Source organism: Pedobacter psychrodurus (genome assembly GCF_032678585.1).
GTDB lineage: Bacteria > Bacteroidota > Bacteroidia > Sphingobacteriales > Sphingobacteriaceae > Pedobacter > Pedobacter psychrodurus_A.
In genome coordinates this window covers 88,489-105,928 of the sequence record NZ_JAVTSN010000005.1, presented here as the reverse complement: position 1 = coordinate 105,928, position 17,440 = coordinate 88,489, and the positions used below count along the sequence as shown (strand labels likewise).

Here is a 17,440-nt window from a genome sequence, read left to right as displayed (position 1 = left end):
ACCTGGCCAACCGGTATAGTGTGATTTCATTATAATAACATGTTGTCTTTAAAGACAATATATTAAGCGGATTTTGCAGCGAAAACGGATGACCGGAATAGAATAGATTTGGGCTGTTGAACAGATTTAAATGTGCCGTAATCTGTCCCATTGGCAAGGCCAGATAAAAACCCCACGACAACTTTGTCTTTTTCTCTCACTTAGCATATTTACTGACGCAGAGCAGATTCTGGTGAACTATTGCAATCATCTTAGCCCCCACACTTTTAATTTCCAACCTCGCCATCAGTCCATTCAACATGCACCCAGGAATCATGCATTTCCTCAAAAAAAACAGGGTTTCTTTGCGAATAACTGCTATGATAAGGTAAACCCGGTTTTAATAAATTGGAATTTTCCGTTTTCCCTTGTTCAAGATCAGCACCGACTTTAACCCGGCCAGGCCTTTTTTTCTTGCAAATACCAACGCAGGCAATCAGGATGATAATAAGTATGACATTGGTTTTATTGGTCATCAATCATTTTTCGTTTTTCACTATCGCAAAGAACACAAATTTTCAAAAGGCTGATTAGTACTTTTCGTGCAATTTTTAACACTTTTATCTATTTATGGCCGATATATACATAATAAATTTATCGTTCGGTTTGATGAAAGCCTAAAAAGTTATAAGTCGCAGTATTTACATTATCAGGGAATACCCAGTTCAAAATCAGTGTGCTGCTTTATGGACGTGTATTTTGCAATAGTTCCCAAAAAGATAGTTATCCTGAACCTACCATTTATATGCCTGTGGGATATCTCATCTATTCATTCTGCTTTGACCGCACACTATCCCCCGGACTGATTTGGTGGCGATAGTCTGCCACCGGCACTTTAACACAAGCTATGCCTACTGCATCTGGGCCCAGGCAGCCGGAAGATGTCCTATATTCATCTTCAGTCTGGTTAAATGATGAGATGAGGTCAAATCCTGCAAGGATTACTGATGCAACAATGAGAACCGTTCTTTTTGTTAATTCGTTCATGGGTATTATTAATTAAGTTCTTTATAAAGAACACAAACTTTCAATCAGTTCAATTAATACTTTTCGTGCAATTTTTAACACTTTTTAGCATACATTAATATTTTAAATGGCACACGGGCCGGGAATGTGACAATATCCTATTTAACAAATAAGATATTGGAAACTTCATACACGTACCAATATAATGGGAGCAGGCATTCGTTTCACCGAAATACATACTTTGTCCTTTCAATAAATAATATGATATTGCGCTGGGAATTTAACGCGCATAAAATGGCAGCCAATGATTTATGGGAAGAGAGCAACTGGATGGCATCCCTGGCAAAGGGTGATGAATCGGCGCTGTCTTATTTTTTTAAACTTCACCAAAAATCTTTAGGATATTTCGCATCAAGGATGATCGGTGACGAGGCTGAAGCCGAAGACATTGTTGCCGGATGCTTTGTTAAACTCTGGGAACGCAGATCTGATTTTGAAAATGCCCATAAGCTCAAAAGTTTTTTATATGTAAGTTGCCGGAATGCATGCCTGAACCACCTCCGGCATCTTAAGGTAAAATCGGCCGCCCAGCAGGCCTACCATCAGGAACTCGAAGATTCATCGGAAGATATCTTATATAAAATTGTTGAATCCGAAGTACTGCAGGCAATGCACCGGGAGATTGAACTGCTTCCCGAAAATTACCGCGAAGTATTTAAGCGGATTTATTTCGAGCAGCAAAAAACCGATGAAATAGCTTTGGAACTGGGCATAAACGTACAAACAGTGCGTAATTACAAAACCAGATCGGTAGAATTGCTTAAAACGGCGCTGTTAAAAAAAGGTATTTCCTCTGCCCTTACACTGGCCCTTTTGCTACTCGACCGAAGGTTGTAAAAAATATTTTTTATTTCATGGGTTGTTTGCCTGGGTGAGCGTGTTCTACTATTTAAAAAACCATCACTAACAAACCTGACTTCACACTAATGGCCGAAAACCCCTTCCATATTGCGGAACTGATCACTGCATACCTTCAGGATTCCCTTTCTGCTGAGCAGCGCACAGCGCTGGACAAATGGCTTGAGGTCGACGCAAACAGGCTATTTCTTACAGATTTTTCTAAAAAGGACGAGTTACGTGATAAGCTTTCCAGATTTGGAAATATTGATGCAGATGCAACCTGGAAAAAAACGTTAACGGGTCTGGCAAAACTGAACAGTTCGCCTACGGAGAAAGAAACAAAAGTACCGGTTGTAATCAACATCATAAACTACAAGTGGATCGCGGGCCTGGCCGCCGTCCTAATTGTCAGTATCGGAATATATTTTTTCAACTCTTTGCATAACAGCAGTCCCTCGTCAGGTTCTGTGAACCTGATCGTGAATGATATCGCTCCGGGAAGAAAAGGTGCGACCTTAACAATGGCTGATGGTAGAACAATTGAGCTGGACGGCAAAAAAAGTGAAGTGATAACTAGCAATTCGGAGATCATTTATAGCGACGGTACCGCCATAAAAACTACTCAGCAGGATAAAAATCAAAATCCTTCTAATGGAACCCAAATGCTGACGGCATCAACTGCTAATGGCAGGAGCTATATTTTCACCTTACCTGACGGCACCAGAGTATGGCTGAATGCCGCCTCAACCATTAAATTCCCCATGCATTTCGCCGGCAACAGCCGGACAGTAGAGATCAGTGGAGAGGCCTATCTGGAGGTTTACAAAGACCGCGACCACCCTTTTGTTGTCAGGTCAAAAGATCAGCAGCTTGAGGTTCTGGGCACTCATTTCAATATCAGGAGTTATGCGGAAGAAAGCCGTACAAAAACAACCCTTCTGGAAGGATCTGTCAAAATTGCTCCCCTTTCAGGCCAGTTCTCTAGCCCTTCAACATCATCGCCGGGCAGTCAAACGGCTGTTGTGCTGAGACCAAATGAGCAGTCTGTTTTGAAACAGGGAAAAATAAATATATTCCCTGCAGATACAGATATGGAGACCGCATGGATAAGAAATGATTTCCAATTCCGTGGTGAAACAATGGAAAACGTGTTGAAGGATGTTGCACGCTGGTACGATGTTAAAATCATATACCAGAGCAATGATGAAAGATCAACGCCTCTAATCGGTCAGATTTCAAGGGACAGACCTTTGTCGGCAGTTCTTGAAAGGATTGCCTCAGCCAGCCATAGCCGGTTTAAGATCGAAGGAAAGCTGGTCACCGTAATGCCTTACAACTAAAAAAAACAAAATCAACTAAATATCAACCAAACCAAACTCAGAAGAACCATGACAACAAACTTACGACAGGAAAGCTAGGGCTTAAAGGCAGGCTTTAAAGCAGGAAGGCAGTGCTACTAACACCGCCCTCCAAAGTTTGAGCTAACCATCCCACCAAAGGCGGGAAAAATTATTTACTCAACAACCTTATCAACTCAAACCACTACAAAAGTATGAATAAATATGCTTTTAACCTAGGTATGCCCAAACTGCGGCTACCGCACAAATTGTTATTGATTATGAAGCTAGTCATAATAATTCTATTCACCTCTCTAATGCAGGTATCTGCTACGAGTTTTGCACAGTATGTAACCTTAAAGGAAAAAAACGCACCATTAGAATCGGTAATTTCAAAGATCCGGAGCCAGACAGGTTATGATTTCGTTTTTGATTTCCGCTTGCTTGAAAAATCAAAACGGGTCAGTGTGAACTTAAACAAGGAGAACCTCGAATCCGCCCTAAAAATTGTATTCAAAGACCAGGACCTGGACTTTACAATAAAAGACAAAATAATTGTAATCAAAGCCAGGGAGATTTCATTTATGGACCAATTGGAAGCACGTGTCAAATCTGCACTCGCATTCAATCAGAATGTTAATGGAACCGTAAGCGATACATTGGGAAACAAGTTAATCGGAGCATCAGTGTCATTGAGAGGAGCTAAATCCTATAATGCCACCTCTGATAATACAGGGCGGTTTGAATTTCCATCCATACCCGAGGGAAACTATAAGATCAGTGTCACATATGTTGGTTATAAAAAGCTTGAGGAGACTGTAAATGTGAGACAGGGAATGAATTCTTTATTGTACATACTTAAGCAGGGAACCTCCGATTTGGATCAGGTTCAGGTTATCGCATATGGAACTACAACAAAGCGATTTAACGTAGGCGCTGTAACCACAGTGACTGCTGCCGACATCGAAAAGCATCCGGTTTCAAACGTTCTTCTTGCATTGCAGGGTCAAGTGCCGGGAATGGCCTTGACGACCAGCTCGGGTGCTCCTGGTGCAGCCGTGAGAGTTCAAATCAGGGGGCAGAATACCCTGCGTAATGGAGACTCAGGGATCAGTCCTTATGATCAGCCCCTATTCATTGTCGATGGGATACCAATGGCCGCTCAAAATAACAATATAAATACCCTTCCTGGCTTTCTGAGCCCAGGTACCGAAAATTCAACTGGCCTAAGCCCTTTCAGCACGATCAACCCTTCGGATATTGAAAGTGTAACCGTGCTTAAGGATGCGGATGCGACATCTATCTACGGCAGCCAGGGTGCGAACGGCGTCGTTTTGATCACCACCAAAAAAGGAAAAGCGGGCAAGCCACAACTCTCTTTATCTATGAGAACGGGTATAGATATGTCAACCAGTACAGTGACTATGCTGAATACCCAGCAATACAGAGCGATGAGGCTGGAAGCATTTGCAAACGATGGCATAAATATTAACGACCTGCAGGGCACAAACCCCTTTTCATCAACAACTTATGCTCCTGACCTTACTGTGTTCGACCAGAATAAGAATACAGACTGGTATAATTACCTTTTGAGAAACAACCCCATTAACACTAATGTTCACAGTAGTTTTTCTGGCGGAAGCAACAATATGAATTTCATAGTATCTGGAGGGTTAAACCGTCAGGGCTACAATTTCCCAGGCAACCTTTCTAACAGCGTTTATACTTTTCACTCAGGATTTAATTATAACAGTCCCGATGGAAAGCTTGCTGTGGGGATAATTTCGGATTTAGCTTACCAGGATAATCAGGCATCATCTGCGGCATCCGTTGTTCGTAATATTCTAACGCCGCCTAATTACCCGGACTTGTTAGATGCGCAAGGCAGATTAGTTTGGGATTACCGAGGCGTAAGTCTCGACGATTTCCAAACGCTTGGAAAACTGAACAAGGTGGACCGGACCCAATCCACCAACATGAATAACTCTATAGCGATATCTTACGAGTTTTTCCGAAATTTTAAGGCTAATGTCAATGTTGGCTATAACCGAAATAATACGTCGGAATTACAGCAAGATCCGTTATCATCCCAGTCTCCTACTTCAGGAAGGTCTTCGGCGGGTTTTGGCAATAATAATTCCCAGACCATAAATATAGAGCCTCAGCTGAACTATAAGAATAGAATTGGCAAGGGCGACCTTTCTGTGTTAATAGGCGGAACCTACAAAAAGAATGTCCAGGATAGATCGACAATTCTGGGAAATGATTATGCCAACGATGCCTTATTAGGATCTGTAGCAGGAGCAGCTTCTGTCCTTGTTATTCCTGATGACGGCCGGATTTACAAATATACTGGTGTATTTGGCAGAATAGGCTATATCTGGGACCAGAAGTACATCGCGAGCGTTACCGGCAGAAGGGATGGATCGAGTAATTTTGGCCCTAGCAAGAAGTTCGGGAATTTTGGTTCTGCCGGACTTGGATGGATTTTTTCAGAGGAAAAACCAGTAAAAAACTTTCTATCGTTTCTAAGCTATGGAAAACTATCTGCCAGTTTCGGAACAACCGGAACGGATGCGGTAGACCCTTACAGGTACCAAACATTCTGGGAAGCGGCAGATTTTGGAGCGCTATTCCAGGGAACCAGGCCTTATCAACCGGCAAACCTCTATAACCCGAATTACAGTTGGGACCTTAAAAAAACCCTGAATACCAGCATCGACCTTGGATTTCTGAATGACCGTATATTGCTGAATGCTACCTGGTATCAAAGTCGTATCGGAAATCAGCTCATCAATGCACGTCTGCCAGCTCAAACTGGAAAGTCTGTAGTTATAGAAAACTCGCCGGCAACTTTGCAGAATAGAGGCTTAGAGTTCACCTTGAGCACGACCAATATCAAAACCCCAAACTTCAAATGGACGACCAACTTCAATATATCAGGTAATCGCAACAAATTGTTGGCTTTTCCTGATTTGGCAAATTCGGCTTATTTCGGAGAATATGAAATTGGAAAGCCCATTACGACAAAGCCTGCCTTTAGATACAAGGGGGTGAACCCGCAAACAGGTCTATTCGAGTTCTATACAAAAAATGGTGGGACTACATCAGACCCTGGGCAGAACGATCGGGAACTTTTGGTCGATATCACGCCTGAGTTCTTCGGGGGATTGGGAAACACGGTGACCTACAAAAACTATAGTTTGTCTTTCCTGTTTCAATTTTCAAAGGGAATGACTACCAACTGGCTGGCGACTTTATATACCCAGTCCGCTATTCCAGGTCAAATGAGCAATCTTCCTGTGCAAGCATTGTCACGCTGGCAAAAACCAGGCGACATTTCTGAATTACAGAAATTTACCACAAACCCGGTAGCGCAGTATGATGGCCCAGCGCTAAAATTTGTTGGCTCAACTGGAGCCTATACCGAATCGACATACGCAAGACTAAAGATGGTAAGCCTATCTTACTCTCTTCCTAGCGGTTTGCTGAAGAAAATCGGAGTTAAAGGTTTACAGGTTTATGTCAATGCCGAGAACTTATTCGTGATCAGCAATTTTGAGGTTGGAGATCCGGAATCTGTCACGAGTCTATTTACCCAGCCACTTCAAAGGACGATTGTTGGTGGCCTTTCCATTAATCTATAATAATCAGGACATGAAAATACATTATATAAAATCTGCGGCCATCCTCTGTATGGTGTCTGCATATCTAAGCTCTTGTACAAAACTAATTGAAATCCCACCCAATCCAGCGAGTCAAATCCCTGGAACGGTGCTGTTTGCCGACAGCGCTGGTGTTATGAACGCATGGGCGAGCATTTATACCGGCTTTGGACCTAGCACCATGAACTTTTACAGCGGTAGCATTACCATCGCTACTGGGCTAACGGGTGATGAACTTAGTACATCTCCAAGTGCATTCCCTACCGATTTGGCTGTTCAGACGAACAACATGACCGCTATGGACGGACGATCTACTGCGCTATGGAGCGATGCGTACTCGAACCTTTTTCGGATAAATTCATGTTTAGAGAATATCGAGGGCACTCAAGTAATCAGTGCAAAGCTCAAAAATCAGCTGATCGGTGAGGCGAAATTCACAAGGGCATATACCTATTTTTATCTGGTAAACCTATTTGGTGGGGTTCCGATAATCACCACTACCGACTATGAGCGGAATAGACGTGAGCCGCGGGCATCCGTTGATGCAGTTTACGCTCAGATCATGAGCGATCTTACAGACGCTAAACGCCTGGTGATGGATGACTATCCTTCAGCGGGCAGGGCAAGACCGAATAAGATGGTCGTGAACGCATTTTTAGCCAGAGTCTACTTATATCGTGGTCAATGGAACAACGCGGAGGTTGCAGCAACAGATGTTATCTCTTCGGGCGTTTACAGCATGGCTCCCCTAGCCTCAATTTTTCTTAAGGATAGTAGAGAAGCAATCTGGCAGCTACCGTCAAATGCTACCTTTGCCCAAACCGGGGAAGCATTCAATTTTATACCGATAAGCCCTACCAATAGCAGGTACCCAAATTACATTGTCTCACCATTGATGATAAATTCATTTGAAACCGGGGATTTGCGTAAAACGCAGTGGTTAGGGTCAAAAACTGTTTTAGGAAATGCCTACATCTATCCCGCGAAATATAAGCAGAGAACTGTTGACGGAAGCCCGGCGGAAGATTATATATTATTCAGGCTATCTGAAATGTATTTTATAAGAGCGGAAGCATTTGCCCGCCAGGAGAAAAATACCGACGCCATAACTGATTTAGGAAGGATCCGGAATCTTGCACGGGTAGGGCTTGCACCTTATAGTGGCCCGGTAAATTCGGCCGCTATTATAACAGCAATTCTGAAGGAGCGCAGGGTAGAATTTTTCTGTGAAAATAGCCACAGGTGGTACGACCTAAAAAGGACAGGGACAATCGATCAGGTTTTAGGAACCGAAAAACCAGCTTTCTGGCAAAGTACGGATGCCTTATTCCCAATTCCGCAAAGTCAACGAGATTTTAACCCGTTTCTAACTCAGAATCCAGGCTATTAATAATGATATAGTTGCAGTTATGGTGCACCAGGATTTGGTGCGCCCTGACTTGCTATGCAGAATCCCATTTTAAAAAAACATCAACAAATGAAAGAATCAATTGTAAAGATTGAAAATCTGTCGCATCGCTATGCCCTATCCTGGGCGGTACGCGACATCAACATGGAAATTCCTCGAACTGGCATAGTGGGACTACTGGGCTCAAACGGCGCGGGAAAGTCCACTATTATGAACATCCTCTGCGGTGCACTCAACCAAACGGAAGGTCAAATCTACATTGATGGCATCAGCATGCGAGAACAGCCACAAGAAGCCAAGAAACAAATTGGTTTCCTTCCTCAAAATCCGCCCCTTTATATGGATCTAACTGTAGATGAGTACCTGAACTATTGTGCCGGTCTGAGGCTGATGCCCAGCGGGACAATTAAGGAGGCAGTAAAAGAGGCTAAAATTCGATGCAACATCGACCATTTCAGCAAGCGCCTTATCCGCAATCTTTCCGGAGGATACCGCCAGCGGGTGGGGATTGCCCAGGCTATTGTTCATAAACCTAAGCTCGTCGTTTTAGACGAACCTACCAATGGCCTGGATCCAAATCAGATCACCGAGGTTAGGGCTTTAATAAAAGATATTGCAACCGACAGAGCCGTAATTTTCTCTTCACACATCCTATCTGAGGTCGAAGTCCTATGTAGGGACATTGTTATGATCGAGGACGGACAGATTGTATTTTCGGACACTATGGATGCTTTCAATAATTACGTCGAGCCGCATAGCATGCTGATTACTTTGGAGAACCCGCCAGCTCCGGCTGAGTTACTAAAAATAAATGGAGTTACCAACGTGGATTCACTGACTCCGAGAACGTTCCGTGTCTATTTTAATGGAGATCAGGACATAACTGAGGCTGTAGTAACTGCAAGCGTAAACAACGGATGGCGACTTCGGGAGTTAACGCTCGATAAAAGTGCTCTCGATGAAATATTTAAACAACTATCCAACAAATCAAATCAACTTAAGAATTAATGAAAACGATTTTCAGAATAGCCAAAACAGAATTACGTTACTTATTTTACTCCCCTATTGCATGGTTCATCATGATCGTATTTCTGATCCAATGTGCAGTAACCTATACTGGACAACTGGAATATATAGCAAAAATTCAGGAAATGGGCGGAGATTTGAGCTGGATCCGAAGTTTAACAGCTAGCGTTTTTCTTGGTCAGCGCGGGTTATTTACCGGCGTTATAGAGAATTTATACCTATATATACCTCTTCTCACTATGGGCTTGATCAGCCGCGAGACCAGCAGCGGTACGATCAAGCTGCTGTATTCTTCGCCAGTACAGGTTCATGAGATTGTCTTCGGTAAATTCCTGGCCATGATGATTTACAGCCTTTTGCTTGTAGGCATTGTGGGCATATTTATTGCATCTGGTTCGATTCAGATACAATCTGCGGAAACGGGAATGCTTTTAACCGGAGCACTAGGCTTCTTCCTTTTGCTGTGTGCTTATTCGGCTGTAGGTTTGTTTATGTCTTCTCTTACTACTTATCAGGTGGTGGCAGCAGTCTGTACATTTCTGATGATAGGCATTTTATATTATGTAGGAAGGTTATGGCAAGGTATTGATTTCATAAGGGAGCTAACTTACTTCCTTTCCATTGCAGGGCGGACCGAAAAAATGCTAAACGGACTGCTGACGACAAAGGATGTGATTTACTTTGTTGTGATCGTATACATCTTCCTTGGCCTCACCATCTTTAAACTAAAAGGCGGAATGGAATCCAAACCAGTAGTGATAAAATCGGCCCGTTATATTGGCGTTATCATTTCTGCGCTAATCATTGGATATGTGAGCTCTATTCCCAGTCTGATCGGTTATTACGACTCAACGTCCAACAAGGCCAGAACACTTACTGTTGGGGCACAGAAAATTTTAAAAAACATGGGAGATGAGCCATTGGAGATCACAGCCTATCCAAATCTTTTATCAAGGTTTTGGTATCTGGGTGATTTCACCACCTATAATTATAACCTGGCGCGATGGGAACCCTACATGCGTTTCAAAAACAACATAATAATCAATACGGTTCGGTATTATGACACTCCTTTCGATGATCCAACAACATTGACCCCCTATCCAGGAAAAAGTTTAAGGGAGGTTGCCACTATTCATGCTAAATTTTCGGATACAAAAATAGCACGGTTGAAAACACCCGAAGAGATTAAAAAAATTATCGACCTAAAGCCGGAGTTGAATCGTTATGTGATGCAATTGAAATACAAGGGCAAAACCACTTTCCTGCGTGTTTTCAATGACCAGGAGACCTGGCCGAGTGAAACAGAAGTTTCAGCAGCCCTACTCCGACTATTGCCTACCAAAATGCCCAAAATTGCTTTTCTTACCGGCAATCTGGAGCGGGATATAAATAAAGTTGGCGAACGTGAATATAAGATTCTGAACAACGAGCGTACATTCCGTTATTCTTTGATGAATCAAGGCTTCGACGTTACTGAAGTATCGCTGGAAAACCAGGATATTCCTGCCAGCGTCACTACTCTGGTAATCGCCGATCCAAAAATTGAATTTGATCCGGATGCACTTATCAAACTACAGAACTATATTGACAAGGGCGGAAACCTGCTTATCGCTGGAGAACCTGGCAAGCAGAACATAATCAACCCAGTGTTAAAAAAGTTAGGGGTTCAACTGATGGATGGAACACTTATACAGCAGAGCAAGGATTTCGCTCCTAACCTGATAACGCCTTACCTTACAAAATTCGCAGGTGGATTTTCAAAAGCTGTTGCAAAAAATATGAAAGACAGTTTGATTGTTTCTATGCCTGGAACGGCGGGATTAAGCTATAGTAACGAAAGTGGCTTTGATATACAGCCACTGCTGGTTACCAATGGGAAGCTTACCTGGAACAGAAAACGTAAACTAGACCTGGAAACAATGACTTCCGCTGATACCTCAGCTGCCCAGGAAAAAACTCAGGTTCCTCAGGAACAAGGCGACAACACCAACAGCGATCTAGCGGAGCGTAGAAAGAAGGCTCTTGCAATTGGTAGGATAACATACTCACCGGCAGAAGGCGATCTTCGTGGCCCAATTACCACAGTAGTTAGCCTGACACGAAAAATCAACGGAAAGGAGCAGCGAATCATAGTGGCCGGAGATGCAGATTTTCTTAGTAATTCAGAACTTCAGCGAAATAATATGAGAACTGGAAATTTTGTGTTTAACACTTCCCTTTTCAGCTGGCTTAACTACGGAGAGTTTCCGATTGATAGTACAAGACCTGATGTCAAAGACAAAAGCGTTAAGGTTTCGATCGAACAGGTCGGAATGCTGAAGATTTTGTACATATATGCGATGCCCGCAGTATTGTTTTTATTCGGGTTGATTTTATTATTGAGACGCAAGAGAAAATAATTACTGATGACATTCAACACAGACAAGCAAACATTGGACGACCTGAACATTTTTGGCAGGCATGGAAGTAATTCAATCTTCAGCATTTTTAATGTTTGCGCAACAAGAGGCGGTGCATCGGTATTAGAAAAGATGTTCCAATATCCCCTATCCGATGCTGAAGAGATCAACAATCGGACAGAGATTATCAGGCAGTATTCTGATAGCAGTTTGAGCTTTCCCGTTCAAAGTTCCGTTCTCGATGCGGTTCAGGTTTATATGGAGAACACAGATGTGCGCACCAAACTGACTGCTGAAGACGATACTGTTGCCAAAAAGTTTTCGAATGCCCTAGCCAGGGACCTGATGACTACGCAGATTAAAAATGGAATAGAGGGTATTTTTACATTATTAAACCTGACCCAGGAGTTTCTTGGCAAGCTACCGCAGAAAGGTAATAACCAGTATAATCGTGAGCTGGAGGCTACAAAGGCGTTGCTTTCACAGCCAGTTTTTCTGTCTTTACTTGAGAATAAGGCAAAGTTCACATTTGGTGCATTAGTTAAGTTCGACGACCTGCTTCGTTTTCGCAACCGCGACGCCGTTGATAGACTATTAAATTACCTTTATCATGCGGATGTGTACCTCACTGTTGGAAGGGTGGCACGCGAAGGTAACTTCAGTTATCCGACTGCATTGCCCCAAGATGTGCGCATGACATGCATAAACGGCTTGTATCATCCACAGGTTGAACATGCTATACCTAACGATATCCGGATATCGCCAGAAGGAAATGTTATTTTTCTGACGGGAGCAAATATGGCTGGCAAGTCGACTTTCATGAAATCGCTCAGTGTCGCTATGTTCCTAGCCCATATGGGATTTCCGGTTGCAGCAGCGAAGATGGAGTTTGCGGTAATGGGCGGTATTTATACCACAATAAACTTACCGGATGATCTAGGCATGGGTGCCAGTCATTTTTACGCCGAGGTATTGAGGGTTAAAAAGATTTCTCAGGAATTGAAGAACCGGAGACTGTTTGTCGTTTTTGATGAGATGTTCCGTGGAACAAATGTCAAAGATGCAGCAGAAGCAACAATTGCTTTTACGGAAGCTTTTGCGAGGAATCGAAATAGTGTATTTGTGATCTCGACACACATTGTTGAAGCCGGCGATACGCTTAGAGAACGATGCCCAAATATTAATTTTGTGTATTTGCCAACCATCATGAACGGGACAAAGCCAGTTTACACTTACAAATTAGAAGCAGGCATAACCGAAGACCGCCATGGCATGATTATTATCAACAATGAGAAAATTCTTGAAACCCTGCGAGATGGGCTTGAGGGGAACCTCGAGGCAACAACAGAACAAGAAAATGAGGGTTTTATCGCTGACAAGCAAACCCTTCAGGACCTAAACCTGCTGGGTAAATATAAATCAAATTCTATTTATAACCTTTTCAATCAGGTTCAGACAAAAGGTGGCGGCCGGTTGCTCGAACAAATGTTTCACAAGCCCCTAACTGGTCACGAAGAAATAAATTCCCGCAGTAATCTTTTCCGGTTCTTTACGGATCTAAGTTTTAAATTTCCAGTTGACAAGGAAGTATTTAAAATAGCAGAAGCATATCTGAATTCGGGTACGGCGGGTATTTACTCAGTTGCATTGGCTAGATTAATAGTTAAAAAATTCCAACATTCATTTCTGCGGGATCCTGAATTCAATCTAATCGAACAGGGCCTGCTTGCAACTGTGGAGGTTTTGAATTGTTTCCGGGACTTTCTCATTGAAATAAAAAAACAGGACACTAATCCATATACAGTAGAGTTACAAAAGTTGCTAGAAGTATTTGCCGACCCACGGCTGGAGTGGATCACAGCAGAACGGAAAGTAAAACATTTCAGCTTGATGAAAGTCGCTGCCTACGACCATCTGTTGAAAAACACGCTCCACAATCAGATGGAAACCGTTCTAAATAGTCTTTATCGATTGGAAGTTTATATCTCTGTAAGCGGTATTGCAAATGAACGGGGGCTTTCTTATGCAAGCGCGTTACCCAAAAACCATAATAAAATGAAGACTAGTGCTTTATGGCATCCTTCATTGATAAATGGCACAACAAATCCCGTAACCTTTGACGGCCAAAAGAACATGATCTTTTTGACAGGGGCAAATATGGCGGGAAAATCAACCCTGATGAAAGCATTGGGCGTCGCGGTTTACCTTGCCCACATGGGCTTCCCGGTTGCAGCAAAAGACATGGAATTCTCTGTCCGCGAGGGGCTTTACTCCTCCATCAATGTTCATGATGATCTGAACATGGGATACAGTCACTTTTATGCCGAAGTGTTAAGGGTTAAAACTGTTGCAGAGCAGGTTAGCAAAGGAAAAAATCTTATAGTACTCTTTGATGAACTCTTCAAAGGCACCAATGTGAAGGATGCTTATGATGGAACACTGTCGGTGACAGCAGCATTTGCCAGGTACAAAAAGTGTTTTTATATCGTATCCACCCATATTATCGAAGTTGGCGATGCGCTGGATCAAACTGATGAAAACATACAGTTTGCCTATTTACCTACGGTGATGGAAGGAAAGATACCCCGCTATACCTATCAGCTAAAAGAGGGCATCACCTCCGACCGGCAGGGAATGATGATCATTGAAAATGAGGGGATATTGGAAATGCTCTAAGAACAACCCCGGATATTATATTAGAATACCGGAAAAAAAACTTTCTTAAAAAACATGCAAAATGAAAATATATAGAACCTTTAAGCGGCAGGAGCTGCTAACCATATTACTCCTATGGGCGGGCGGCCTAAGTAGCTTTGCTCAAACAGGTCCAATGCAACTGGACCCTGCAGTACGTACAGGCAAACTGGCCAACGGATTCACTTACTATATCAGGCACAATACCGAACCCAAAAACAGGGCAGTATTTTATCTGGCCAATAAAGTCGGATCTATTTTGGAGACTGAGCAGCAAAGGGGGCTTGCCCACTTTTTGGAACACATGAGTTTCAACGGAACTGCCCATTTCCCTAAAAACAGGCTAATCGACTATCTGCAAAAAGCGGGTGTCAGGTTCGGCGCAGACATCAATGCCTATACAAGTTTTGATGAGACGGTATACCAGCTGCCTTTGCCAACCGATGATCCTGAAATTGTTAAAAACGGATTGCAGATCCTGCGCGACTGGGCTCAGGACCTTACGCTGGAAACTTCAGAAATCGATAAGGAAAGAGGTGTCATCCTGGAGGAGAAAAGACTTGGCAAAGGGGCCAAGGAGCGGATGCAGAACGAATATTTTCCTAAGCTGCTTAATGGGTCAAAGTATGCCAGCAGAATGCCGATTGGAACCGACGAGGTGCTGAAGACCTTTAGTCCGGACACTTTACGCTCCTTTTACAAAGACTGGTACAGACCTGATCTTCAGGCAGTAATTATTGTTGGGGATATCGATGTAGATGCGATGGAAAGGGAAATCAGGGCAAAATTCTCCGATCTTAAAAATCCAATTCATGAAAAACAGAGAATAAAATACAGCGGAACGCTCAGTGGCAAAAACCAGGTTATTGCTGTCAGCGATAAAGAGATGACTGCTACCATCGTTCAGGTGATGGTGAAACATACAGCTTCAGAGCTGAAAACTGCTGAAGATTTTAGGCTATCGATCGGGCGCTCGCTGGTAAACCAGATGCTTGCTGGCCGTTATAACGAATTATCCCGTAAACCGGAACCCGAATTCCTCCAGGGAAGTGCAAGCATCGGTCCCCTGTTCGCTGGATTCGATGTCTTTGCTGTCAATGTGATTTCCAAACCAGGGCGGGACAATCTCGAAAAAGGATTTAAATCTGTTTGGAGGGAAAGTCTTAGGGCAAAAAAATTCGGTTTTACCCAAGGGGAGCTTTCCCGGGCAAAAATGAACTACAATAGCCGGATTGAGGCAGTCTATAAGGAAAAAGACAAAATGCCATCACAAAGCTATGTAGATGCTTATCTGCAACACTTTTTAAAAGGACAGGCAACCCCGGGACTGGAAGCCGAAAACAGGTTGATAAAAGAGCTGTTACCGGGAATTTCCCTGCAAGAGCTTAATAGTCTCGCCAAAAACTACATTAAAGATACAGATAGGGACATTTTAATAATGAGCCCCGACAAAGATAAGACTGAGGTACCCGATGAGGCCACCTTAAATCAATGGATCGCCTCGGTTGAATCGGAAACCCTCACTCCATACACCGAAGAAGCGAACTCAAAAAGCCTGTTGGCCGGCAAGCGGACCGGAGGAAAAATAATATCAGAAAAAAAAGACATTAAGATGGGCTTTACCAGTTTAAAGCTGAGTAATGGCGTCAGTATCGTACTCAAACCGACCCAATACAAAACAAATGAAATTTCATTCAGCGGGTTTTCTTCAGGGGGAAGTTCACTTTATCCGGATGCTGATTATCAGTCAGCAGCAAATTCATCCGCTCTGATCAACGGTTTCGGGGTAGGAAATTACAACGCGACCGATCTGGGCAGATTCCTCACAGGACGAAATCTATCTGTCCGTACGGGTATCAGTGAACGCAACCAAACAGTAACCGGTTATGCTGTTCCCCAGGACCTGCCAATGGCGATGGAACTGTTATATGGCTACTTTACAGAGCCACGAAAGGACAGGGCACAATTTGAAAGTATCATCACCCGCTCAAAGGCATCACTTGCAAACCGTGGCGATGACCCCGGCAGCGTATTCCAGGATACCATTTCTGCAGTAATGGGCGGCAACAATATACGCCGTACCGGTCCAAGCATTGCGAAGATCGAACAGATCAACCTTGACAGGGCTTATGAAATCTACAAGGAACGTTTCGCAGACGCAGGCGGGTTTACCTTTACTTTTGTGGGCAGTTTTAATGTGGACAGCATCAAGCCATTGCTCGCAGAATACCTTGGGGCTTTGCCATCCACAAACAAAACAGTCCGCGCAAAAGACCTGAACATCGCCATTCCGAGCGGCCAAATATCAAAAACAGTCTATAAGGGCAGTGAACCAAAGGCTACAGTGGAACTGATCTTTTCAGGCCCTTATGAGTACAATTTAAAAAACAACATCAGCTTAAGCGCACTTAAAGAAGTATTGAGCATCAGGCTGACAGAAAGACTTCGGGAAGAAGAAGGCGGTGTTTATTCACCATCAGCAAGCTATTCGGTTGGAAAATTCCCTAAGCCGACCTATACCTTCGGAATTTCCTTTGGCTGTTCACCTGAAAACGTAGATAAATTAATTGCATCTGCCCTGGATGAGGTCAAAAAACTCAGAACAGAGGGGCCGCCGATCGTGAATGTCGAAAAGTTTGTTGCTGAAGAGCGCAGACAATGGGAAACCTCTGTGAATACCAACAGTTATTGGTTAAACTATCTGACCAACTGCTTACAGACCGGTGAAAATTTCGATGTTAACAATAGCTATAGCAGTTTGTTGGGTAAAATAACGCCGGACAACATCAAAGCTACCGCAAATAAATATCTGAGTGGGGACAACCTGATCAAATTTATTTTGCTTCCATCGGTAAACTCCGGTAAATAAATAAGATGCTTTTACGCATGAATTCAATTCAGGTAATAGTTAGTGATGACTCAGCGGGCGGTGGATGCTGCCCGCTGTTTTTTCAATGGTAAAGGTGGCAACAGGCATGGAGCCCATATATGCTCAGTTTAATAATC

The 17,440-nt window shown here is 43.2% G+C and carries 10 protein-coding genes; 8 read left to right on the top strand and 2 right to left on the bottom strand.

The annotated features are described in order from the left end of the window. Positions 1-266 precede the first annotated feature (266 nt). Together R2S57_RS04865 and R2S57_RS04860 are read right to left on the bottom strand one after the other, a co-directional pair. Positions 267-515 carry a hypothetical protein gene (locus tag R2S57_RS04865; RefSeq protein ID WP_316825909.1) on the bottom strand — a complete coding sequence of 83 codons (249 nt, stop codon included), beginning with the start codon at positions 513-515 and terminating at the stop codon, positions 267-269. 289 nt (positions 516-804) lie between these two features. Then, entirely contained in the window at positions 805-1,026 is a 222-nt protein-coding gene (locus tag R2S57_RS04860) for a hypothetical protein (protein WP_316843957.1), read from the bottom strand. Positions 1,027-1,299: 273 nt separating this feature from the next. On the opposite strand from R2S57_RS04860, the gene R2S57_RS04855 reads away from it, so the two are divergent. The 8 genes from R2S57_RS04855 (at position 1,300) to R2S57_RS04820 (ending at position 17,303) form a co-directional block, all read left to right on the top strand. Further along, entirely contained in the window at positions 1,300-1,902 is a 603-nt protein-coding gene (locus tag R2S57_RS04855) for an RNA polymerase sigma-70 factor (RefSeq protein WP_316825907.1), read from the top strand. 89 nt (positions 1,903-1,991) lie between these two features. After that, on the top strand, positions 1,992-3,245 hold the full coding sequence (locus R2S57_RS04850) for a FecR family protein (protein WP_316843956.1): 1,254 nt from the start codon (positions 1,992-1,994) through the stop codon (positions 3,243-3,245). 314 nt (positions 3,246-3,559) lie between these two features. After that, a complete protein-coding gene (locus tag R2S57_RS04845) occupies positions 3,560-6,889 on the top strand; it encodes a SusC/RagA family TonB-linked outer membrane protein (protein ID WP_316843955.1) in 3,330 nt (1,109 codons plus the stop codon). A 10-nt stretch (positions 6,890-6,899) separates the two neighbouring features. Then, positions 6,900-8,297 (top strand): RagB/SusD family nutrient uptake outer membrane protein, encoded by a 1,398-nt coding sequence (locus tag R2S57_RS04840; protein WP_316825904.1) that lies wholly within the window; start codon positions 6,900-6,902, stop codon positions 8,295-8,297. Between the two features lie 87 nt (positions 8,298-8,384). Continuing rightward, positions 8,385-9,323, top strand: coding sequence for an ABC transporter ATP-binding protein (locus tag R2S57_RS04835; RefSeq protein WP_316843954.1), 939 nt, complete (start codon positions 8,385-8,387; stop codon positions 9,321-9,323). After that, positions 9,323-11,740, top strand: coding sequence for a Gldg family protein (locus R2S57_RS04830; RefSeq protein ID WP_316843953.1), 2,418 nt, complete (start codon positions 9,323-9,325; stop codon positions 11,738-11,740). The genes R2S57_RS04835 and R2S57_RS04830 overlap by 1 nt, the downstream gene beginning before the upstream one ends. Positions 11,741-11,746: 6 nt before the next feature. Beyond that, complete coding sequence (locus R2S57_RS04825; protein WP_316843952.1) at positions 11,747-14,416, top strand: MutS-related protein; 2,670 nt, start codon at positions 11,747-11,749, stop codon at positions 14,414-14,416. 61 nt (positions 14,417-14,477) lie between these two features. Next, the gene (locus tag R2S57_RS04820) at positions 14,478-17,303 is read left to right on the top strand and encodes a M16 family metallopeptidase (RefSeq protein ID WP_316843951.1); all 2,826 of its coding nucleotides are present in this window, start codon (positions 14,478-14,480) and stop codon (positions 17,301-17,303) included. Positions 17,304-17,440 lie beyond the last annotated feature (137 nt).

Bases quoted from the DNA above. Each gene is read 5' to 3' on its own strand.
- R2S57_RS04820 (WP_316843951.1), top strand. From the start codon at position 14,478: ATGAAAATATATAGAACCTTTAAGCGGCAGGAGCTGCTAACCATATTA.
- R2S57_RS04840 (WP_316825904.1), top strand. From the start codon at position 6,900: ATGAAAATACATTATATAAAATCTGCGGCCATCCTCTGTATGGTGTCT.
- R2S57_RS04845 (WP_316843955.1), top strand. From the start codon at position 3,560: ATGCAGGTATCTGCTACGAGTTTTGCACAGTATGTAACCTTAAAGGAA.
- R2S57_RS04825 (WP_316843952.1), top strand. From the start codon at position 11,747: ATGACATTCAACACAGACAAGCAAACATTGGACGACCTGAACATTTTT.
- R2S57_RS04860 (WP_316843957.1), bottom strand. From the start codon at position 1,026: ATGAACGAATTAACAAAAAGAACGGTTCTCATTGTTGCATCAGTAATC.
- R2S57_RS04850 (WP_316843956.1), top strand. From the start codon at position 1,992: ATGGCCGAAAACCCCTTCCATATTGCGGAACTGATCACTGCATACCTT.
- R2S57_RS04835 (WP_316843954.1), top strand. From the start codon at position 8,385: ATGAAAGAATCAATTGTAAAGATTGAAAATCTGTCGCATCGCTATGCC.
- R2S57_RS04830 (WP_316843953.1), top strand. From the start codon at position 9,323: ATGAAAACGATTTTCAGAATAGCCAAAACAGAATTACGTTACTTATTT.
- R2S57_RS04865 (WP_316825909.1), bottom strand. From the start codon at position 515: ATGACCAATAAAACCAATGTCATACTTATTATCATCCTGATTGCCTGC.
- R2S57_RS04855 (WP_316825907.1), top strand. From the start codon at position 1,300: ATGGCAGCCAATGATTTATGGGAAGAGAGCAACTGGATGGCATCCCTG.